The sequence below is a fragment of the Microlunatus sp. YIM B11417 genome (genome assembly GCF_059617205.1).
In genome coordinates this window covers 25,649-46,830 of the sequence record NZ_JCAMPJ010000011.1, presented here as the reverse complement: position 1 = coordinate 46,830, position 21,182 = coordinate 25,649, and the positions used below count along the sequence as shown (strand labels likewise).

At 72.4% G+C, this 21,182-nt stretch carries 15 protein-coding genes; 10 read left to right on the top strand and 5 right to left on the bottom strand.

The window, feature by feature from the left end:
- The first annotated feature begins 94 nt into the window (after positions 1–94).
- The 6 genes from AC6CCG_RS30715 to AC6CCG_RS30690 all read left to right on the top strand — a co-directional run bounded on the left by AC6CCG_RS30715 (position 95) and on the right by AC6CCG_RS30690 (position 6,810).
- Positions 95–973: a DegV family protein gene (locus tag AC6CCG_RS30715; protein WP_496658626.1), complete on the top strand. Its 879-nt coding sequence runs from the start codon at positions 95–97 to the stop codon at positions 971–973.
- Positions 974–1,078: 105 nt separating this feature from the next.
- A complete protein-coding gene (locus AC6CCG_RS30710; protein WP_496658625.1) occupies positions 1,079–1,807 on the top strand; it encodes a DUF6498-containing protein in 729 nt (242 codons plus the stop codon).
- Positions 1,808–1,915: 108 nt separating this feature from the next.
- Entirely contained in the window at positions 1,916–2,731 is an 816-nt protein-coding gene (locus AC6CCG_RS30705; RefSeq protein WP_496658624.1) for a helix-hairpin-helix domain-containing protein, read from the top strand.
- 10 nt (positions 2,732–2,741) lie between these two features.
- The gene (locus tag AC6CCG_RS30700; protein ID WP_496658623.1) at positions 2,742–5,120 is read left to right on the top strand and encodes a ComEC/Rec2 family competence protein; all 2,379 of its coding nucleotides are present in this window, start codon (positions 2,742–2,744) and stop codon (positions 5,118–5,120) included.
- 15 nt (positions 5,121–5,135) lie between these two features.
- Positions 5,136–5,366, top strand: coding sequence for a hypothetical protein (locus tag AC6CCG_RS30695; RefSeq protein ID WP_496658622.1), 231 nt, complete (start codon positions 5,136–5,138; stop codon positions 5,364–5,366).
- Between the two features lie 631 nt (positions 5,367–5,997).
- A complete protein-coding gene (locus tag AC6CCG_RS30690) occupies positions 5,998–6,810 on the top strand; it encodes a phosphotransferase (RefSeq protein WP_496658621.1) in 813 nt (270 codons plus the stop codon).
- Between the two features lie 22 nt (positions 6,811–6,832).
- Here AC6CCG_RS30690 and AC6CCG_RS30685 read toward each other — a convergent pair whose 3' ends face one another.
- Entirely contained in the window at positions 6,833–9,811 is a 2,979-nt protein-coding gene (locus AC6CCG_RS30685) for a DUF5722 domain-containing protein (RefSeq protein WP_496658620.1), read from the bottom strand.
- Between the two features lie 51 nt (positions 9,812–9,862).
- Positions 9,863–10,537: a GNAT family N-acetyltransferase gene (locus tag AC6CCG_RS30680; RefSeq protein ID WP_496658619.1), complete on the bottom strand. Its 675-nt coding sequence runs from the start codon at positions 10,535–10,537 to the stop codon at positions 9,863–9,865.
- A 57-nt stretch (positions 10,538–10,594) separates the two neighbouring features.
- Here AC6CCG_RS30680 and AC6CCG_RS30675 point away from each other — a divergent pair, with 57 nt between their 5' ends.
- Complete coding sequence (locus tag AC6CCG_RS30675; protein WP_496658617.1) at positions 10,595–12,688, top strand: hypothetical protein; 2,094 nt, start codon at positions 10,595–10,597, stop codon at positions 12,686–12,688.
- A 1,540-nt stretch (positions 12,689–14,228) separates the two neighbouring features.
- On the opposite strand, the gene secA2 is transcribed toward AC6CCG_RS30675, so the two are convergent.
- The gene (gene secA2 / locus AC6CCG_RS30670; protein ID WP_496658616.1) at positions 14,229–16,523 is read right to left on the bottom strand and encodes an accessory Sec system translocase SecA2; all 2,295 of its coding nucleotides are present in this window, start codon (positions 16,521–16,523) and stop codon (positions 14,229–14,231) included.
- 87 nt (positions 16,524–16,610) lie between these two features.
- On the opposite strand from secA2, the gene AC6CCG_RS30665 reads away from it, so the two are divergent.
- The 3 genes from AC6CCG_RS30665 to AC6CCG_RS30655 are packed head-to-tail and all read left to right on the top strand — an operon-like array spanning position 16,611 to position 19,035.
- On the top strand, positions 16,611–17,252 hold the full coding sequence (locus AC6CCG_RS30665; RefSeq protein WP_496658614.1) for a DedA family protein: 642 nt from the start codon (positions 16,611–16,613) through the stop codon (positions 17,250–17,252).
- A complete protein-coding gene (locus AC6CCG_RS30660; RefSeq protein WP_496658613.1) occupies positions 17,249–18,397 on the top strand; it encodes a sensor histidine kinase in 1,149 nt (382 codons plus the stop codon). The genes AC6CCG_RS30665 and AC6CCG_RS30660 overlap by 4 nt, the downstream gene beginning before the upstream one ends.
- Positions 18,388–19,035 (top strand): response regulator transcription factor, encoded by a 648-nt coding sequence (locus AC6CCG_RS30655; protein WP_496658612.1) that lies wholly within the window; start codon positions 18,388–18,390, stop codon positions 19,033–19,035. The genes AC6CCG_RS30660 and AC6CCG_RS30655 overlap by 10 nt, the downstream gene beginning before the upstream one ends.
- Here the strand turns inward: AC6CCG_RS30655 and AC6CCG_RS30650 are convergent, their stop codons facing one another.
- A complete protein-coding gene (locus AC6CCG_RS30650; RefSeq protein WP_496658611.1) occupies positions 19,036–20,130 on the bottom strand; it encodes a serine hydrolase domain-containing protein in 1,095 nt (364 codons plus the stop codon).
- A 112-nt stretch (positions 20,131–20,242) separates the two neighbouring features.
- Complete coding sequence (locus tag AC6CCG_RS30645; protein WP_496658610.1) at positions 20,243–21,109, bottom strand: helix-turn-helix domain-containing protein; 867 nt, start codon at positions 21,107–21,109, stop codon at positions 20,243–20,245.
- Positions 21,110–21,182: the final 73 nt, after the last annotated feature.

Genomic DNA, 21,182 nt, shown 5'->3' with positions numbered 1-21,182 from the left:
CTCAGCCCCCATGCTGCCATCCGAAGGCGGGTCGGCGGGTGAGCGGGGCGGCGATTCGCGCGAGCACCGGCGTGGCGCCCACTACTCTTTCGCAATGGCCGACGTCGCGGTGATCACCGACTCCACCGCGTCCCTGCCCCCGGACCGGGTCGCCGGAGCCGGGCTCCGGGTGGTCCCGCTCCAGGTCGTCATCGCCGGCGTCAGCCGGCCCGAGGGCTCGACCGGGGCCACCGCGGGTGCCGTCGCGGAGGCGATCCGGGCCGGCCGTCGGGTCAGCACTTCGCGCCCGTCCATCGACGAGTACGCCGCCGCCTACCGTGCCGCCGCCGAAGAGGGCGCCGGCGCGATCGTCGTGCTGACAATGAGCGCCCGGATGTCCGGCACCTACGACGCCGCGTCCGTGGCCGCCCGGACCGCGCCGGTGCCGACCCGGGTGATCGACTCCGGCACGCTGGCGATGGCGCTCGGCTTCGCCGCCGTCGAGGCGGGCCGGTGTGCCGCCGAGGGCGCCGAGCCGGACCAGGTCGCGGCCGTCGCGACGGAGCGGGCCGGCGCCGCGCGGACGTACTTCGTGGTCGACGATCTGGAGCACCTGCGCCGGGGCGGCCGGATCGGCGCCGCGGCCGCGTTGGTCGGCTCGGCGCTCTCCGTCAAGCCGCTGCTGACGATCACCGCCGGGGAGATCCGGCCGCGGGAGCGGGTCCGTACCGCCAACCGGGCCCGGCTCCGGCTCGAGGAACTCGCCGCCGACGCGATGCTCAGCGCGCACGCGGTCGGTCGCGGGGTCGGCCTCGCGGTGCACTATCTGGACGATCCGGCCCCGGCCGAGGACCTGGCGATCCGGTTGCAGCGACGGGCCGAGGGACCGGTGGATCTGGTGATCACCCCGGTCAGCGCCGTGTTGGGGGTGCACACCGGGCCTCGCACGCTCGGCGTGGTCGTCTCGCCCGGCCGACCCGGTGCCCCGGGATGATCATGACGTCCGCCATAATGCTGCTGGCTGGAGTGGTACTTCCGTAGTCACTGGACGAGCAGAGGGGGTCGCCTGGTGTCTCTTCAGCAATCGCGCCCATCCACCATGGTGCGGACGGAGCGAGGATCCGCACCCGATGCGGATCCGGAGGACGGCATCACCGGTTCGATCATCGCGATCGGCTTCTCGGTCACGATGAACGTGTTGACCCTGGTCGGAGTGATGGCCTGGGGCTGGCCGGCCGGCAACGTGATGCTGTTGTTCTGGATCGAGAACGTGATCATCGGCATGATCAGCCTGGTCCGGGTCGTCTCGGCCCGGGGCACGGCGACCGATGGTTCCAGGCTGACCGTGAACGGCCGCCCGGTCCGCGGCACACCCGGCCGGTACGGGCTGTTCTTCACTGTGCACTACGGCATCTTCTGCCTGGTGCACGGCGTGTTCACGCTGATCGTGACGCTCAGCCTCGGGGTCGAGCCGACGTTTCTGCTGCTGGGGTTCCCGGTGATCGTCGTCGCGGTGCGATATCTGGTCGAGTTGCTGTCGACCTGGTTCGGCCCGGCCGGGTTGCGGACCGTCGTCGCGCCGCAGCAGGCCATGATGCAGCCGTACCCGAGGATCATCGTGCTCCACCTCGCGGTCCTGTTCGCGTTCTGGTTCACCATCGGCAGCGGTGACGGGCTGCCCGCGGCGGTGTTGCGGGTGCTCGACCCGATCTTCGCCCTGGTGCCGCACCGGTTCCGGACCGACGGCGTCGAGGTGATCCTGGTGCTGGTCGTGATCAAGACCGTCGTCGACATCTACACCACACGCCGCGCCACCCGTCGCAGCTGATCGCGCGCCGGCCCGGCGGTTGTCCACAGCCGGCCGCGGAGAATCTTCGTCATCCACAGATTTTCCGCCGGCCGGCTGATTCGGGCGACGCTGCTTAACCTCCCGGGCATGAAAGTGAGGGAAGGGGCGGAGCAGGAGCTGGCCCGCCGGGTCCGGGACCGGATCGCCCGGCTGCTCGCCGAGCAGGCGCCGCGGCCGGAGCCTGCCGACGACGACTTCGAGAGGTACGGCGAGGACGGCGAGCCGGGCCCGGACGACCGGCTGCCGGCGCGGCCGCGCGGGTTCGGCAGGTTCGGTCCGGCGCACCTGGCCGTGATCGCGGTCGTGGCCGTGCTCGGGCTGCTGGTCGCCGGTTGGGCCGTGCTGCGCGCGCAGCCGGTCAGCCTGGCGACCCCGGTGCCGCAGGCTCAGCCGGGGACCGGGCCGCCCACGTCGCCGCCCGGCCCGCCGGGGACGCCGAGTGCGAGTGCGACACCGGCAGTGATCATGGTGCACGTCGTCGGGGCGGTCCGGAAGCCCGGCCTGGTCACGCTGCCCGAGCGGTCCCGGGTCGCCGACGCGATCGAGCGTGCCGGAGGCCTGACCCGGGAGGCCGACCCGGACCGGCTCAACCTGGCCCAGGTGCTCGCCGACGGCCAGCAGGTCGTGATCGGGACCAGGGACGATCCGGCCGGCGAGGTGCGCGACGGTGGCGGTACGGACTCCGGCGGCACCGACCCGCCCGGCGGAGGCAAGCAGGTCGACCTCAACACGGCGACCCAGCCGCAGCTGGAGGAGTTGCCGGGCGTCGGGCCGGTGACGGCGGGCAAGATCATCGCCTGGCGGGAGCAGCACGGCCGGTTCAGTCGGGTGGAGGAGCTGCAGGAGGTCGACGGGATCGGGCCGAAGACGTTCGCTCAGCTCGCGCCGCACGTCCGTGTCTGACCGGGCGTCCGTGGCCGCTGGGGTGCGGGAGGGAGGTGATCGGGAGACCGAGGCGTCCGGTCGGCTCGGCGACCTGCGGATGGTGCCGGTCGCGGTCGCGGCCTGGGCCGCGTCGGTGGCGGGCACCGCGGGATCGCCGCCGGTCGTGGGCATCGCCGCGGCGGCGGGATTGCTGCTGATCATTCCGGGAGCCGTGCGGAGGCTGCTCCTGCCGGCCGCGGCCGGGCTGGTGATCATCGCGATCACGGCCGCCGGTGCGCTCCATGATCATCGGCTGCGGTCGGGGGCGGTGGCGGAGCTGGCCGCGGCGGAGGCGGTGGTCTCCCTCGAGGTCCGTACCGTCGCCGATCCGCGGCGGGGCGAAGGGGGCCCGGGTGGGGACTACCTGTCGGTGCGTACGAACACGGTCACCGTCGCCGGCCGTGGTGATCACTGGCGGGTCGAGGCTCCGGTGCTGCTGATCGCGAGCGGGGCGGCGATGACCGCGCTCGAACGGTTGCCGGTCGGTACGGCAGTCCGGCTGGACGCGCGGCTGCGGGCGCCGGACCCCAGTGACGATCTTGCGGCGATCGCCCGGGTTCGCGGCTCGGTGGTCCTGACGGCAGGTCCGGACGCGGGGCTGGCGCTGGTCGAGCGAGTGCGGGCCGGGCTGCGGGCGGCCGTGGCGGACCGTACCGCCGAGCAACGGGCGCTGGTGCCGGCCCTGGTCCTCGGCGACACGTCCGGCATCACCCCGGAGCTCGAGGAGGACTTCGTCCGGACCGGGCTGACCCACCTGACCGCGGTGTCGGGAGCGAACCTGACCCTGCTGCTGGCGTTCCTGTTGCTGGTGGCCCGGTGGTGCGGCGTCCGGGGCTGGTGGCTGCGCGGTGTCGGGCTGTTCGGGGTGATCGTCTTCGTGGCGTTGTGCCGGACCGAGCCGAGTGTGCTCCGGGCGGCGGCGATGGGGCTGGTCGCGCTCGCCGCGCTGGGCAGCGGGTCGCGGATCAAGGGCCTGCGCAACCTGGCGGTCGCGGTCGTCGTGCTGGTGCTGATCGATCCGTACCTGGGCCGGTCGGCCGGGTTCGCCCTGTCGGTGCTGGCCAGTGCCGGGATCATCGGCTGGGCCTCGCGCTGGGCGGCGGTCCTGCACCGGTGGCTGCCCAAGATCGTCGCAGACTCGGTGACGGTGCCGTTGGCGGCGCACCTGGCCACGTTGCCGGTGGTGACCGCGCTGTCCGGCACGGTCAGCGTGGTGGGGATCGTCACCAACGCGCTGGCGGGGCCGTTCGTCGGCCCGGCGACCGTGTTCGGCTTCGCGGCCGCGGGCTTGTCCCTGCTGCATCCCTGGCCCGCGCTGCTGGCGGGGTTCGGTGCGGCCTGGTCGGCCCAGCCGATCCTGTGGGTGGCGCACTGGGGTGCCGCGTTCCCCGGCGCGGCCTGGCCGTGGCCCGGCCAGCCGGCGGCGCTGGCCCTGCTGGCCGCGGCCGGGCTCGCCGCCGCCTGGCTGATGCCGCGGGTGCTGGCCCGGCGCTGGCTTGCGGTTCCGGCCGCGTTGATCATGGCGGTGGGCTTCCTCCGGCCGCCGGTCCAGCCGGGCTGGCCGCCGGCGGCTGCGGCGCTGGTGGCCTGCGACGTCGGTCAGGGCGACGGGCTGGTGGTGCCGGTCGGCGGCGATCAGGCGGTGGTGGTCGACGCCGGACCGGATCCCCGGCTGATCGACGGCTGCCTTGATCAACTGGGCATTCGAGGTGTGCCGTTGTTGATCTTGTCCCATTTCCACGCCGATCACGTGGACGGGCTGGCCGGGGTGTTCGACGGCCGGCCGGTGGGGGAGCTCTGGGTGGGGCCGCTGCCCGCCCCGGCGGCCCAGGCGGCCGCCGTGCACCGGCTCGCGGCCGAGCGGGGGATTCGGCTCCGGACGCCGGCGGTCGGCGAGTCGGTCGCGGTGGGAACGACGACGTGGCGGGTGATCGGCCCGGTCGGCACGCCCGCCGCGGTGCTGGGCGACGACGAGGGCGAGTCCTCGGCGGAGAACGATGCCAGCCTGGCCATGATCGCGACCGTGGCCGGTGCGAACGGCGCCGACCCGCCACTGCGGATCCTGTTCACCGGGGATCTGGAACCGGCCGGCCAGCAGGCGATCCTGGCCGCCGGCACCGACCTGCGGGCCGATGTGGTGAAGGTGCCGCACCACGGCTCGTCGCGCCAGGACCGGGGCTTCCTTGCTGCGACCGGTGCCAGGGTGGCCGTGGCCAGCGCCGGCCGGGACAACGACTACGGCCACCCGGCGCCGCGCACGGTCGCCTTGCTCGAATCGCTCGGGATGACGGTGCTGGCGACCAACGAGCGCGGCGCGATCGCGATCACGCTGCGGTCCGGTGAGGTTGGCGCGGTGACCGCCCGGTGACCTATCGTGCGGCTCATGGCCGGCCCCGCATCCCCGCTCCGCCTGGCACGGCCGTACCTGATCACGGCGGCGGTCTTCATCGGGCTCGGCGCCGGCGGCTTCCTGCTCGGCGAGGCGTTGCAGCTCAACTATCTCTCCACGCTGCTGGCGCTGGTCGGGGCCGGTCTGGTGCTGGTCGGCACGCTGTTCCTGCTGACCGGCACGGTGGTGCTGCTGATCGCCACCCTGCGCCGCGGTTCCCGGTGATCATGGTCCGCTGTTGATCATGAGGGCCGCCTCATCCGGACCTCATCGCGGTCTCATCGGGCGCCGAGAGACTCCGGCCCATGCTCGATCCGGTGCCGCGTCGCACCCCCTCCGCCGTCCTGTTGCTGCGCCCTCTCCGGCGGCTGCGCGCGCTCCGGCGACTGCCCGCGGTCCGTCGGCTGCGCGCGCTCCGGCGACTGCCCGCGGTCCGTCGGCTGCGCGCCTGGACAGCGGCCCACCGGACGGTACGACGACTGCGCCGCGATCGCCCCGCGCCGGAGGTGATCTTCCCCGCGATCCGTGAGCTGGCCGCCGCCGGCCGGACTCGGCAGGCGCTGGCTCTGCTGCGGCTGGCCGGCCGCGCGGGAGCGGAGCCGGTCGATCTGCGACGGTTGCGCCGGCTGCTGGCCGACCACGCCGGCTCGGTCCCGGCGCCGGTCCTGCGGCGCGCCGCCGCGGCCGCCGGGGCGGTCCGGCGAGGACGTACCCCGGTCCCGGTCACCGGGTTGGCCGGCCGCGGAGCGGACGTGGAGGCCGTGGTCCGGTACCGGCTGCCGGGCGGCGGAACCATGATCAGGAAGACCCTGATCGGCGCCCAGCCGCGCGAGGTGAGCAGCTACCGGTCCGGGCTGTGGTCGCACGGCCGGGGCTGGCGGGTGCCGCGCCTGCTCCACGCCGAGCCGGAGTCGACGCCGAGGCGGCGCTGCGCTGGCACCTGTTCCTGGAGGATCTCGGCCCGATCGAACGGCTGGAGGAACCGGACCAGATCCTGATCGCCGCGCGGGCGCTGGGCGAGTTCAACGGAGCCCGGCTCGGTGATCCGGCGTTGATGGCGCTGCCCTGGCTGACCGACCGAGTGGAACCGTACCGGCGGCTGGAGGAACTGCGTGACCTCGCCCGGGCGGCCCGGGGCACCGTGGCACCGCACGTCGCCGACCGACTGGAACGGACCCTGGCCCGGCTGGCGGCGCGCCGGAGCGAACTCCGGGAACGCTTCCTCGCGCTGCCGGCCACCTTGTGCCACGGCGACCCGACCCGCTCCAACGTGACCGTCCGGGACGGCGTGTTGATCATGTTCGACCTCGGCTCGTGCCACCGGGGACCGGTCGGCAGCGACCTCGGCGTGCTGCTCGCACTGCCGAACCCGGCGATCCGGCATCACCGGCTGTCGCTGGCGGACTGTCTGGAGCAGTACCGGCTCGGGGTCGAGCGCACGGCCGGACCGCTCGATCCCGACCAACTGGGCTTCGGTTTCCGGTACCGCCTGTTGATCAAGTCCTTCGCCTGGCAGCTGGTCCGGCTGCCGCCGCCGCTGAGCACGGTGGCGACCGGGGCCCTGGCCCGCCGGATCATGATCAAGCGGCGTAGCGTCGAGGCCGACCTCGGCTGGCTCTGCGACGAGGCGGCGATCCTGCTCGACGCGACGCTCGCGCCGGATCCGTGATCACGCGGCCCGGTGCCTGTCGTCAGCCGGCGAACCAGCCCAGGTCGTCCAGCTGGAACCGCGGCTGCCAGGTGGTCTCGCTGCCGACGCCGGCGAAGCCGACCTCGATGCCGGTGATCTTGCTGCGGCCGGGCCAGCCGGACACGTCGACCGTGACCTGGTTCCACCGGTCGGGGCTGAACGAGTCGAGCGTCTCGGTGATGCTGGTGCCGTCCTCGGCGAGCAGGGTCAGCGTGGCGCGATAGCCGGTCGCGCCGGGCAGCCCGCCGTACGCGTTCATCCAGACGTAGACCGTGCCGGCAGCGCCGAGGTCGAGCGGCTGGCTGTAGCGGGCCGCGATGGTTCGTTGTCGATCACCCGGTACGGCCTCGCTGGTCGCCTCCAGCGCGTACGTGCCGGAGCGGGGACGTCCGGGCGCGTTGGCGAACGAGCCGACCCGGGCGATGCCGGCCACCCCGTCGCCGGGCGTGAAGCCACCAAGATCGTTCTCGAAGTCGATCACCGTGTGCTCGGTCGGCGGCGGGATCTCCACCGGGACCAGCAGCCGCTGCCCGGCGAGCTCGAGGCAGACGGCCGACGGATCCTCGCCGGACACCGCGGTGATCTTGGTCGTGATCGTCTGGGTCTCGCCGAACGCCGAGCCGTCGCCGTCGACCCGGGCCGGGTCGGTGCTGAAGTCGCCACAGCCGTCGCCGATCCTGATCGGTCCGGTCAGCGGGTCGAGATCCAGGTTCCGCAGCGTGATCGTCAAGCGGGAGCCGATCAGCTCGGCGCGTTCGGCGGTCGCGGTGGCCGTCACGTTGGGCAGCCGGGAGGGGTCCGCCTTGCCGGCGGCGACCACGGAGCCGATCGCGAAGGAGGCGTCCGGGGTGCCGGTGTCGGTCCCGGCGACCAGCACCTTGAGCCGGGTCAGCCGGCCGGGATCGTCCGGCACCGCGATGGCGACCGGATGCAGTGCGCCGTCGGCCGGGATCCTGGCCCGGCCGTTGATGATCATGCCGTCGTCCAGCGTCGCGCGGAGCCGGACCAGGACCTCGGGGCCGAGCCCGGCGGCGGCGGGCACCCGTACCGTTGCGGCGAGCCAGCGCTTGCCGGACAGCGCGACCGGCTTGTCGAATGCGCGCACCACGCCGCGGTCCTGCTTGCCGAAGGTGCCGTCGGCCGTGGTCACCGTGAGCACGCCGTCCTGGGCGGTCGCGGTGGCCGCGTTGTTCGACGGCAGCCAGCCGTCGGCGTCCCGGCCGAACGTGCCCAGCGGCCGGGTGTCGGCGAGCTTGCCGCCGACCCGGCTCGGCACCGCGAGCGCCTCGGTCCGGTCGGCGAGCTTGCTCGGGTCGAAGCCGTCCACGAGCTCGGACCAGTCGTCGATGCCGATGATCGGCAGTGCGAACTTCGTCACGTTGGTGGACCGGGCGGTGTCGATGCCGGCGAAGACGTCGTAGCTGATCTTCGTGCGCAACGGCGCGGCCGGGAACTCCCGGCTGTGATCGGCGGCCCACAGGCCCAGGTTGAGCCCGCCCTCCTGCCGGTGATCAACGTGCCGGTGCAGGATGAACGAGTCGATCGACGGCAGGAACTTGATCTTGTAGTAGGCCAGCGCGTAGCAGGCGGCCTGCAGCCGTTCGGCCTGCTCGGTCAGCGCGTCGCCCTGGCCTGGTGTGTTGCAGCCCTGCTCGGAGAGGATGATCCGGCGCGCCTGGTCGCCGTACCGGAACTCGGCGGCGTCCAGGTAGTGCGGCAGCACCTCGATGTTCTTGAACGTGATCCGCTGCGTGTCCGGGGTGCCGGTCGCCGTCTCGTCGTTCCAGAAGTCGGGCTCGAACAGGTTCTCCGGGTACGGGTGGTAGGCGACCTGCCAGTCGAAATCGCCGCCACGCTTGGCCACTCGGTTGAACTCGTCGATCAGGTCGCGGCCGCGGTAGTTGCGCGTCGGCTGCTCCGGGTCCGGGTTGCCCGGTGGCAGCAGGGTCCAGTGGTGTTCCAGCGAGAGGTAGGTGCGCGCGGCCCGGAACGCCGACTTGGTGGCCAGCGAGACCAGCCGGACCGCTCGCGCGTAGCCGTCGACGAACTCGGCCAGCGACTTCTCACCCGAGTTCGACCAGGTCCATTGCGCGTTGACCTCGTTGCCGACGATGTAGCCCGAGGCGAGCCCGTAGCGGTGATCTTCGCGGCCGTACCGCTGCGCCACGAAGTCGAGCGCGGCGCTGAGGTAGCGGACCCCGGCCGCGGTCTCGGTGTTGAACCCGAAGACGGGTCCGGCGCCCGGCGCGGTGGACGCGTCCGGGTGGATCAGCACCTCGGCGGCGCTGTTGGCCTCGCCGGGATGCTTGTAGAGCAGGAGGATGACGTTGACCAGGATGCCGTCGTCGGTGAGCGGCTTGATCTGCCGGTCGAACGCGGTCACCGCGGCGGCGTCGAAGTAGTAGGTGCTGCCACCATGATCGAAAGCGATCTCGGAGTCCGGGTCGGCCGACTTCAGCAGCATGATGTCGGCAAGATCGAGATTGAGCGCCGCGTGCTGGATGCCCAGTTCCTCGGCGTCGTCGGTCAGCTGAACCTGAAGGCCCTTCTTGCTGGTCGTCGCCGGCAGCGGCCCTGGGTTGGCCGGCGCGTAGTCGAAGCGGTCGGCGTAGCGGCTCGGCCCGATCGGCTTCCCGTCGGCGGCGGCGACGAACTGGTTGTAGAGCCGGTCGGTGCCGTCCTTGGCGGTACGGGAGATCGTCGCGCTGAACCGGCCCGACGTGGGGATCACGGTGGAGACCGGGTCGGCATCGGTGATCGAAGCGGTCCGCTCGGCGCCGATCGCGTACAGGTCGACCTCGCCGGTGGCCCGCCCGGTGATCGTGATCGTGGTGGCGCCGACGGTGACGGCGTCGATGCCGGCCGGTTCCTCGGCGAGCGCACGGGGCATCGCGAGGAAGGTCGCGATGATCATGAGCACGACGATCATCACGGTCGGTCGGACGGGGGATCGGCGCAGCGTCGAACGATCCAGCCCCATCGCGATCAGCCCCGTCCCGTGATCAAACTCCGGTGTCCGGGCTGAAGCTTGTCAACGAATGTCCGGTGTGGCAAGGGTCGGGGCCGAATGTCCCACGTTCCGGAGTTGCCAGATCCGGCCCAGCGGCCGGGCGCCGAGGTTGCCGGCGACGGCGCGGGAGGCGGCGTTGTCGAACAGGTGGCTGTAGTAGAGCAACGGCCTGGTCGTCGCCGCGATCTCGGCCCAGGCCGCGGTGACGGCCGCCGCGTAACCGCGACCACGATGATCGGGATGGGTCCAGACCCCGACCTCGGCGGCGCCGCCGGCATCGCGTGGGGTGTGGCAGATCGCGGCGATCCGGCCGTCGACGACCCCGATCGCCCACGGGCCGAGCCGGCCGGCGAGCAGGTCGGCCCACTCCGCCGGCTGCCACTCCGGATCCGGCCGGGCGGCTTCGAGATCGGGCGGTACGGGCTCGGTGGACCGCCGTACGGCGAGCTCCGGCGGGACCGGGGCGGCCCTGGCCGGGTCGACCAGATAACTGACGCAACCGGTGATCTCGGTCGGGGCCGTGGCGTCCAGCCTCTCCTTGATCGACAACAGCTCGGCCGGCGGCTCGGTCCGGGCGGCATCCGCGACCGGGACCGCGGCCAGCGGCGGGTCGGAATCGCGGCCATGATCATCCACGCCCCAGAGCAGGCTGATCTCCCGGCGCAGCAGGTCAAGATCGTTCAGCGGTTCGCTCATCGCCGGTCAGGCTAGCCCCGCGCAGGACCCGTTCGCACGGGATTTAGGGTCGTGGTCATGGCTGAGGAAGATCGGGAGCTTCGGTTCGGTGCCGGTTCGGTGCGGCTGGCCGGCGACGGGTCGGTGCTGCGCGTGGTGCACCCGCGCACCGGGCGGACCGTGCTGCTCGACGACGCCGACCCGGCGGACGGAGCCGTACACGACCAGGCGCGGCGCTGGGGCAAGGGCTTCTGCGTCGTGCAGACGGCGGACGGACCGCGCGGGCTGCGCTGGGACCGGCCGGACACGGTCGGTTGGTCCGACGACGGGGTCGAGCTGGTCCACGCCTGGCCGGAGGACGGGCTGCGGCTCGAGCTCGACCGGAGATTCGGTGACCACTGGACCGAGCGCTACGCCTTGATCAACACCGGTTCGGAACCGGTCCGGATCGGCTCGATCGGGATCAGCACGCCGTGGCGCGACGTGTACCAGTCCAGCGCCGACAGCCTGGCCGGCGCCGTCCACGCTCACGTCTGGCCGGGCGGTGCGGACTCCTACGTCTGGGCCGAGCCGATGGACGGCGCCGGCCCCGGTCTCGGCCTGGTGTTGATCACCGGCGAGCTGTGGGCGTACTCGGTCGAGTCGCGGGACACCGTGAGTTCCTCCAACCTCCGTGGCCACCTCTACCTGCACCCGACCGACCGGGCCCGTTCGCCGGAGGCCTTCGGTGGGCAGCCGGAGATCATGATCGAACCCGGCGGCAGCCACGCCTGGTCCTGGCGGCTCGGGTGGTACGAGGACCGGGCTGCTCTTCAGGCGGACCGGGACCCGGTGATCACGCTCGGCGAGGTCGTTGCGGAAACGGGCTGTTCCCTGCCGGTGCGATCCGCAACGCTCCCTGAGCTTGTCGAAGGGCGAGGCATGATCCGCCCTGGCCCTTCGACAGGCTCAGGGAACGAGGAAGGCGTCGGCTCCGCGGTGGGCGAGGGCATGATCAACTCCGCCGGTCCGGGCGTGATCGAGTTGCGGGCGAGCCGAGACGGCCGGACGGCCCGCGCCAGCGTCTTCTTCCACCGCCCGCTGCGAGAGGTCGTCGAGCGGCGGGTCGCCTTCATCGCGGACCATCAGGTGGCCGCGGAACGCGGTGACGAGTCGGCGGCGGCGTTCGTCCCGTACGACCGCAGGTCCGGACTGACCACCCTGCCGACGGTCTGGCGGGACTGGAACGACGTCCGCGAGCGGGTCGCGATGCCGCTGCTGCTGCAGCAGGCGAGAGCACTCGGCTGGGGTGACCCGGCACTGCTCGACGATCTGCTGGACCGGCACCGGGCGTTCGTCCTGGGCCGGGTGGTCGCGGCCGACGGTACGGTCGCCGACGACAGCCGCCACGCGGTCCACACCAGGCTCTACAACTTCCCCTGGTACGCCCGCTACCTGGCCGCGGAGCACGACCGGACCGGCAACGCCGCCGACCTGGACCTCGCTGCCAAGATCATCGAGCGCTACTACGCTCTGGGCGGCCGACAGTTCCTCGCCTTCGGGCTGGGCGGGATCGTCGCCGGCCTGGCCGAGAAGTTGATCACCGCCGGCGATCGGGACCGGGCCGACGAACTGCGTGGTTCCCTGATCGCGCACGGCCGGCACTTCGTCGACGTCGCCACCGAGCTGCCCTCGCACGAGGTCAACTACGAACAGTCCATGGTCGCACCGATGCTCGACCTGATGATCAACGTGCACCGGCTCGACCCGATCGCCGTGCCGGGGGAGGAGATCGCCGTCCGGCTGCCGTGGCTCACCGCGTTCGCCGGTGATCAGCCGGACGCCCGGTTGCGGCACATCCCGATCCGGCACTGGGACGGCTACTGGTTCGGCGTGGAACGGCACTGGGGCGACGTCTTCCCGCACTACTGGACCGTGCTGAGCGCCCAGGTGTTCCTCGGCCTGCCGGAGGGCGTCGTCCCGGACGGACGCCGGGCCGAACTCCGCGATCAAGGGGCCGCGATCCTGCGGGCCAACCTGATCAACTTCGCCGACGACGGCTGGGCCACCTGCGCCTTCGTCTACCCGAGCTGCGTGAACGGCAACCCGACCCACCATGCCGACCCACTGGCCAACGACCAGGACTGGGCCCTGGTCTACGCCCTCGACCACCCCGAAGCCTTCCCCTCCTGACCGGGCCCGGTTGTCCGCACAGCCCGAGCGGGCTCGGGCCGATACCCCGCGACCGTTGCGTCGGTCGCGGCTGCCGGGAGTGGCCGCGGAGGTGGGGACGGGTCGCGGAGGTGAGAAGTGAATGCGGGTGCGGGCCAACGAAGCCTGTCGGTGCCCGCCTTCGCGACAGTTGCTCCGGTCGCGACGGTTGAACGGGTCGTGGAAGCGCGACGTTGGGCAGGGTGTCGGGCGAGGGATGCCCGGTCTGCGCCGGCGTCCTGTTCGCGCCGGTTGCTTGCGTCGGCGACTGCGGGGCGGATTCGGAGGTGAGGGGTGGTCGCGGAGTGGGCGGGGTGTCGGGCGAGGGATGCCTGGTCTGTCGCCGGCGTCGTGTTCGCGACCGGTGCTTTCTCGGCGGCTGCGGGGCGGGTCTCGGAGGGGAGGGGTGGTCGCGGAGTGGGCGGGGTGTCTGGCGAGGGATGCCTGGTCTGTCGCCGGCGTCGTGTTCGCGACCGGTGGTTTCTCGGCGACTGCGGGGCGGGTCTCGGAGGTGAGGGGTGGTCGAGGAGCGGGCGGGTGTCGGAAGGGGATGCCCGGTCTGCCGCCGCCGGCGTCGTGTTCGCGACCGGTGCGTTCATCGACTGCCGCTGCACGGGTTTCGGATGTGAGAAGTCGTCTCAGGGCTGGTCGGGGCGTGGGCTGCTCGGTCGTGGTTCCGGATGCGGACGGATTGTGGCGAGCCGTGTTCGGCCGACTCTCGTCGGTGTCCACAGTTCTGTCCGTGACCATCGCCCGTGACCGTCGTCCGTGTCCGCGCCCGTTGCTCTGGCCCGCGTCCTTCGCTCCGGTCGGCGACTGCGTAGAGGCTGGTTCAGAACACGGCGACACCACGCTCGACACGAAAGATCTTTCGGTGTCGGCTCCTACGTCTCGCGGGCCAGTCGAACGCCATTCGTCGAGTGGTGACTTAGCGACCTCATCCGGGCGTCGTCGCGGTCTCCAACGTCACACTCGATGCGTCGGGTGAACCGGCGCCGACCCGGCCGGGACGGCGGACGCGAAATCTTGTGGTCGAGCCCCATCGCGTGCCGAGTTCGGCAACACCCCGGTGGCGATGATGCGAGGAGCAGGCGCGGATGCGGGCGGCCACGGTTGCGGTGCGGGGCCGGTGGCGGATGACCGAGATCGTGACCGCGTTCGGGCCGCTCGGCCGGTCGGTGAGTCCGCGGCGGAGCATGATGGGTCGGGCGGGGAAGGGGTGGCCGGGATTCGGGTCGCTCGGTGTCGGGGTCCGGGGTCGTCGGGCTGGAGATCTCGGGATGTGGTGGGTCGGGGGCGGGGAGCTGGGGGTGGCCGGGATTCGGGCCGCTCGGGGTCGGGGTCCGGGGTCGTCGGGCTGGAGATCCCGGGATGTGGTGGGTCGGGGCGGGGAGGTGGGGGTGACCCGGATCCGGACCGATCGGTGCCGGAGTCCGAGGTGGCCCGGCTGGTGATCCCGGGTGGTCATGTCGGCGCGGGATCGGCGGGTAGCGGCGCCGGGATCCAGCCGGACCCCGGGAAGCTAGTCGGAGCCGGGGCGGGTGAGGCGGCGGAGGGCTCGGCCGGCGGCGGCCAGGAGTTGATCTTCGGGGGAGCCGAACGGGTTGTCGCTGACCAGGTAGGTCCAGGTCGCGCTGGGGCGGCCGGCTCCGACGCCGGCCAGGTCGAGACCGTCGTCGGTGATCACCGCGTCGGCGAACGCCTCGACCGCGTCCGAGAGTGCCTCGTCGATCAGTCCGCGGTAGGCCTCGGCGATCTCCCGATTGAAGCCCTGCAAGGGATTCTCGCGACCCAGGCTGCGGAAGTGGATGCCCTCCCGGACGTGTTCGGCCAGGGCCAGGTGATCGCTCCAGCGGCGGTCCAGGAAGGCCAGCACCAGCTGCCGGGCCGCCTCGCCGAGCACCTCCGCGTCGAGCGTCTCGGCCAGCTCGGCCCACCGTTCGGGTGCCGCGGCGGCGAGCTGCTCGCCGGCCAGCCCGGTGATCAACAGCCGCTCCCGGTGTTCCAGCACCTGCCGGCGCTGGGCCCGCAGCTGTTCGTTGTAGTGCCAGGTGATCCGGCGCAGCTCGGCGGCCTCGCCCTCGGCGATCCGCTGGGCGTGATCGACGTCGGCGCCGCTGAGTTGATCATCGGTACGGGTGATCAGCGGATCGACGTCGGAGGTGAAGAACACGCTCCGGCCGGGATCGCCCTGCCGGCCGGACCGGCCGCGCAGTTGATCATCGAGCCGGCGGCTCGGGTAGTGCCCGGTACCGATCACCAGCAGGCCGCCCAGGCCGGCGACCCGGTCCCGGTCGGCCTCGTCGGGCCCGCCGAGCCGGATGTCGGTGCCGCGGCCGGCCATCTGGGTGGACACGGTCACCGCTCCGTACGCGCCGGCGCCGGCGATGATCTCCGCCTCCCGGGCGTCGTCGCGGGCGTTCAGTACCACGGCCTCGATCCCTTGATCATGGAGCTGCGCCGCGATCCGTTCCGACTCGGCGACGTCGGAGGTGCCGAGCAGCACGGGCCGGCCCTCCGCGTGTTCGGCGGCCACGCGGGCCAGGATCGCCTTCTCCTTCGTCTCGACGTCGGCGTACACCTCGTCGGGGTCGTCGATCCTGATCGCCGGCCGGTGCGTCGGCAGTGCGCCGGTCTCCAGTTGGTAGAACTCGCGGAGCTGGTCGGCGGCGGAGACGGCGGTGCCGGTCATCCCGATCAGCACCGGATAGCGCTTGATCAACTCGTGCACGGTGATCTGGTCCAGGATGGTGCCGCGCTCACTCTGCCGCAGTCCCTCCTTCGCCTCGACGGCGGCGTGCAGCCCGTCCGGCCAGCGGCGCAGCTGGGCGACCCGGCCCCGGTCCGGATCGATCAGCCGTACGGCCTCGTCGGCCACCAGGTAGTCGACGTCGCGCCGGACCAGGGCACGCGCGTAGAGCGCGACGTTGACCCGGGTCAGCAACTGGCCGTCCTCGAACAGGTTGTCCACACCGGCGAGCCGCTCCACCCGGTGTACGCCGTCGTCGGTGAGGCTGACCGTCCGGCCGTCGCGGTCCACCGTGTAGTCCCGGTCCGGGTCCAGGCCGGCGACCAGCGCGGCCGCCTCCGCGAGGTCGTCGCCGGTGCCCGCGCTGCCGGCCAGCACCAGCGGCACCCGGGCCTCGTCGAGCAGCACCGAGTCGGCCTCGTCGATCAGGGCGACGTCCGGCTCCGGCTGCACCCGGTCCCCGTCGGCGGTCCGCATCCGGTCCCGGAGCAGGTCGAAGCCGGCCTCGCTGACCGAGACATAACAGACGTCGGCGGCATAGCCCGCGCGGCGCTCCTCGGAGGTCGAGGACTGCTCGACCCAGCCGACCGAGACACCGAGCCGGGCGAGCACCGGACCCATCCAGGCGGCGTCCCGGCGGGCCAGGTAGTCGTTCACGGACAGCACCTGCACCCGCTGGCCGCCGAGCACGTACCCGGCCGCGGCGATCGCGCCGACCAGCGTCTTGCCCTCGCCGGTGGCCAGCTCGGCGACGATGCCGGGTCCTCCGCCCAGCGGTGCCAGCAGCGCGGCCGCGGCCTGCAGCTGGACGTCGTACGCGCGCTCGTCGAGCGCCCGGCGGGCCGCCTCCCGGCCCAGCGCCACGAGTTCGGCGGGCAGCGCGGGTTCGGCGCCCTCACGGATCGCGGTCGCCCGGCGCAGCAGGGCCTCGTTGTCGAGTGCGGTCAACTCGTCCTCGAGCCGGCCGGCCCGTTCGACGACGCTGACGTGCCCGCGAAGGTCGTGCAGTCCGGGTCGGCCGATCCACCGCGCGAACGCGCTGCGGAGGGTCCGGAATCGAGAGGCCACCAAAGAACACTACCTGCGGATTTCCGCACCCGACCGGACGGCTGGCCCCACTGTCCGGCGGCGCCCGGGCTCCTACCGTCGATGATCATGGAAACCGATGCCGATCACCTGAACGCCGTCGCCCGCTGGGCGGTCTCCCTGATGGAGTCGCTGGGCAGCCCGGGCGCAGGCCTGACGATCGCCCTGGAGAACCTGTTCCCGCCGCTGCCGAGCGAGATCATCCTGCCGCTGGCCGGCTTCACTGCCAGCCGCGGCGCCTTCGGCCTGCCCGAGGTGCTGTTGTGGACCACCCTCGGCTCGGTCGCCGGTGCCCTCATCCTGTACGGTCTCGGCGCCTGGCTCGGTCGGGACCGGCTGCGCCGGATCGTGGCCCGGGTCCCGCTGATGCAGGTCGCCGACGTCGACCGGGCCGAGACGTGGTTCGAGCGGCACGGGTCGAAGGCCGTGTTCTTCGGCCGGATGATCCCGCTGTTCCGCAGCCTGATCTCCATCCCGGCGGGCATCGAGCGGATGTCGCTGGTGCGCTTCACGCTCCTGACGGCGGCCGGCAGCGCGATCTGGAACACGATCTTCGTCCTCGCCGGCTACACGCTGGGGGAGCACTGGGGCGTGGTCGAGCAGTACGCCGACGTCCTGCAGCTGCTGGTGATCATCGCGGTGGCGGTCGCCGTGATCACGTTCGTCGTGGTGCGGCTGCGCCAGCGGGGACGCGGCAAGATGGTCGGGTGAGTGGAGCGGAGTTGATCATGGGTGCCGAGCGGACGGCCGGCCTGGTCCGGCGCGCGGCCCGGGCCGGAGCGGCCACCGTGCTGGGCCCGCTGCTGGTGCCCGTGCTCCTGGTCGCCGTGGTCGCCGCTCCGGTCTCGGCGGTCCCGGCGCGGACCGTCGGGACCTGGGTGGCACGGCGGCTGACCGCGCTGGACGGTGTGCCGCGGCCGCGTCGGCCGGAGGGCCGGCGGCTGGTCGGGCTGTTGGCGGTGGAGGCGCTGCTCGGCCTGATCGGCGGCTGTGTCCTGACCCTGATCGGGCTCGGCCTGGTGGTCACCGGCCAGATGATCGTGGGCGCGGCGACCGGCGGCCCGGTGCCGGCGTTCGACTCCGGGCCGGGCCGGGTGACCTGGTGGACGGTCGGGGTGTTCGCCGTACCCGGCGCGGTGTTGATCTTCCTGGCGGTCTGCGGTCTGGCCGGCGTCGCCTGGCTGGACCGGAGGGCCTGGTCCCGGTTCACCCGGCCGGGCGCGGCCGAGCTGGCCCGAGAGGTCACCCGGCTGCACGGCACCCTCGACGACGTGGTCGCGGCCGTGGACGCCGAGCGGCGCCGGATCGAACGGGACATTCACGACGGCGTCCAGCAGCGGGTGGTCGCGCTGTCCATCCTGCTCGCCCGGGCCGAGCGGGTCACCGACTCGGACGAGCGGCGCGAGCTGCAGCGGCGGGCCAGGGCGGAGACCCAGCAGGTGCTGGACGACCTGCGTTCGGTGGCCTGGCGGACCTATCCGGCGATGCTCGTCCGCGACGGACTGCCCGCCGCGCTGGCGGCGTTGCGGGACCGCACCGAGGCGCCGATCCGGCTGCGGGCCGAGCTTGATCGACTGCCGGATCTCGCGGTCGAGGCCGCGGCCTACTTCGTCGCCAGCGAAGCGGTGACCAACGCGATCAAGCACGCGCGGGCGAGCACGATCGAGATCGGACTGGTCCGCACCGGCTCCGATGTCGTGCTCACCGTGACCGACGACGGGATCGGCGGCGCCGACCCGGCCGGACCGGGGCTGTCCGGCATCGCGTCCCGGGTCGCCGCCCGCGGCGGCGTGCTTCGGCTCCGGAGTCCGCACGGCGGCCCGACGGTCGTCGAGGCGGTGATCCCGTGCGGATAGCGATCGCCGAGGACTCCACCCTGTTGCGCGAGGGGATCGCGCAGCTCCTCACCGCCGAGGGGCACGTGATCACCGACTCCGTCGGTACGGCCGTCGAGTTGCTGCGGGCCGTCGCCGCCGAGCCGCCCGACCTGGTGATCGTCGACGTCCGGATGCCGCCCGACTTCGTCGACGAGGGGATTCATGCCGCGCTCCGGATCCGCCGGAACCACCCGGACGTCGCGGTGATCGTGCTCTCCCAGTACGTCGAGCGACGGCACACCAGCGAACTGCTGGACGGCCGCGGGGGAGTCGGCTACCTGCTCAAGGACCGGGTGTCCGACATCGGCGGCTTCCTGGACGCCCTGGAGCGGGTCCGCGACGGCGGCACGGCCTTCGACCCCGAGGTGATCCGCCAACTGATCGCCACCAAGCCGGATCCCGACACCCGGCTGGCCGGACTGACGGACCGCGAACGCGCGGTGCTCGAGCTGATCGCTCAGGGGCACAGCAACGCCTCGATCTCCGAACGGCTCTTCATCAGCCAGAGCGGCACCGAGAAACACATCAACACGATCTTCGGCAAGCTCGGCATCCCGCCGGGCTCCACGTACAACCGGCGGGTGCTCGCCGTGCTCGCGTACCTCGGCGACGGCTGATCATGAACCCGCGAGGCAGTAGGCCGTCAGGGCGGTGGCCGCGAACTTCGCGAAGCCGTCGTCGGTGCCGGAGGCCTGGAGCAGGGTCAGGCTGCGGCCGTCGTCGCGCCGGTACGCATAGCTGACGTACCCGAGCAATTGGCCGCCGTGCCCCCACACCGAGCCGCCGCAGGGAAGATCGAAGCGTTCCAAGCCCAGGCCGTAGTGGAAGCCCATCCCCATCGGGACCGTGGTCCGCATCTCCGCCAGCGCCGCCGGGCTGAGCAGCCGGCCGTCGAGCAGCGCGTCGAGGAACCGGGCAAGATCATCGGCGGTGGAGATCATCTCGCCGGCGGCCCAGTCGAGTGTCTCGTTCTGCTCGGTCACGTCCACCCGGCGACCGTCCGGAAGCTCCAGGACGGCCCGGATCGCCGGCTCCGGCAGTCCCGGAGCCGAACCGGGCAGGGACGTCTCGCTGAGCCCGACCGGACGCAGGATGCGCTGTTCGATCTCGGTGGCGTACGGCCGCCCGGTGATCGCCTCGATCAACAGTCCGGCCACCACGTAGTTGCTGTTGGAGTAGCGGAATCGCTGTCCGGGCGGGAAATCGGGCGGCCGGGTGAACGCCTGCCGGAGCAGCTGTTCCGGTGTGTGGTCCCGGAATCGATCATGGTCGCGCCACCGGTTCGTCGACCAGCCGGTGCCCTTCATGTAGTCCGGGATGCCGCTCGTGTGCTGCAGAATCTGGCGGACCGTGATCACGGCTCCGTCGCGGACGAGGTCCGGCAGGTAGGTCTGCACCGCCGCGTCCAGCGCGATCCGCCGCTCGTCGACCAGCTGCAGCACCACTGTGGCGACGAACGTCTTGGTGATGCTGCCGATCCGGAAGTGCTCCGAGCCGTCGACCGCGGCGCCGGGCGTCCGAACCCCTTGGACCCAGGTCTTTCCTTCCACCGTGAGGATCGAGGCTGAGGTCCCGGCCGGTGCCCGCAGCAGCAGGGCCAGCGCCTGATCACGGGCGACGGTCAACCCGATCAGGCCGGCCAGCAGCAGGACCATGATCGACACGCAGAAGGCGAGGGCGAAGCATCGGAGACGCCGAAGAGCTGAGGTCACCCGGTCGACGCTAGGTTCGCGGGCCGGCGATTCCACTGCGGACAACCACCGGATCCGGTCCGGGTTCCGGTACCGGCGGGAGTGCGGATTCCCACACCCCCGCCCGCCGGCGTCAGGTGAAGGACTCCCGGTACGTGGTGGGGCTGCAGCCGTGGACGGCGCGGAACTGGCGGGAGAAGTAGAACGGGTCGTCGTAGCCGACCTCGCCGGCGATCTCGCGGACGCCGGCGGTCGTGGTGGCCAGCAGTTCGCGGGCGCGGGCCATCCGCAGCCGCTTCACGTACTCGATCACGCCGGAGCCGGTGGCCCGGCGGAACAGGGCGGCGAAGTGGGACGGGCTGAGGCCGGCCAGCCGGGCCAGGTCGCCGACCCGGACCTGATCGGCGAAGTGCTCCCGGAGATGATCTTGGGCGGCTCGGACCGGCTCGGCCTGGCCGTGGCCGCCGGACAGCTTGTCCGCGGCCAGTTGGGCCAGCAGCGACCAGGCCAGGCCCGCGGCCATGATCAGGTTCGGCTCGGTCTCGTCGCGGCTCAGGCAGTCGACGACGTGGGTCACCGTCGCCGTCGCGCGGTAGAGATCACCGATCGGGACCACCCGGTCGGGCAGGATCGGCTCGAGCAGCGACGGGACGTCACGGCCGGCGGCGTGCAGCCACCAGATCGTCCAGGGTTCGTCATCGTCGGCCCGGTAGCCGTGCGGCAGGTGCGGCGGGATGATCAAGGCGGTGCCGGCCGGCACGGCGAAGGTATGGCCGCCCAGGGTGCACCAGCCCCGGCCCTCGATGCAGATGATCACCACGGCCTCGGGCGCGCCGTGACTCCGGATCCGGCCATGGCTCGCCGCATGCGGGAAGTGCCCGGCGTCGGTGACCAGCAGTCGCGAGGTGGGGTTCCGCCGGAGCGCGCGCTGCACCAGCGGACGCGGCAGCACCAGCAGCCGCTGCCCCGGGAAGCCGTCCGCGATCAACACAAGCCCCATGCTGCTCCGGCATCGTCGGATCGTCCAGGGAGTTCGCAGGATCGGTCATTCTCACCGGGTCCGGTCCGGGCTA

Excerpts from the sequence above, each read along its gene's own strand:
- AC6CCG_RS30705 (WP_496658624.1), top strand. The coding sequence starts at position 1,916 with ATGAAAGTGAGGGAAGGGGCGGAGCAGGAGCTGGCCCGCCGGGTCCGG.
- AC6CCG_RS30685 (WP_496658620.1), bottom strand. The coding sequence starts at position 9,811 with ATGGGGCTGGATCGTTCGACGCTGCGCCGATCCCCCGTCCGACCGACC.
- AC6CCG_RS30645 (WP_496658610.1), bottom strand. The coding sequence starts at position 21,109 with ATGGGGCTTGTGTTGATCGCGGACGGCTTCCCGGGGCAGCGGCTGCTG.
- AC6CCG_RS30665 (WP_496658614.1), top strand. The coding sequence starts at position 16,611 with ATGGAAACCGATGCCGATCACCTGAACGCCGTCGCCCGCTGGGCGGTC.
- AC6CCG_RS30680 (WP_496658619.1), bottom strand. The coding sequence starts at position 10,537 with ATGAGCGAACCGCTGAACGATCTTGACCTGCTGCGCCGGGAGATCAGC.
- AC6CCG_RS30715 (WP_496658626.1), top strand. The coding sequence starts at position 95 with ATGGCCGACGTCGCGGTGATCACCGACTCCACCGCGTCCCTGCCCCCG.
- AC6CCG_RS30710 (WP_496658625.1), top strand. The coding sequence starts at position 1,079 with ATGGTGCGGACGGAGCGAGGATCCGCACCCGATGCGGATCCGGAGGAC.
- AC6CCG_RS30675 (WP_496658617.1), top strand. The coding sequence starts at position 10,595 with ATGGCTGAGGAAGATCGGGAGCTTCGGTTCGGTGCCGGTTCGGTGCGG.
- AC6CCG_RS30695 (WP_496658622.1), top strand. The coding sequence starts at position 5,136 with ATGGCCGGCCCCGCATCCCCGCTCCGCCTGGCACGGCCGTACCTGATC.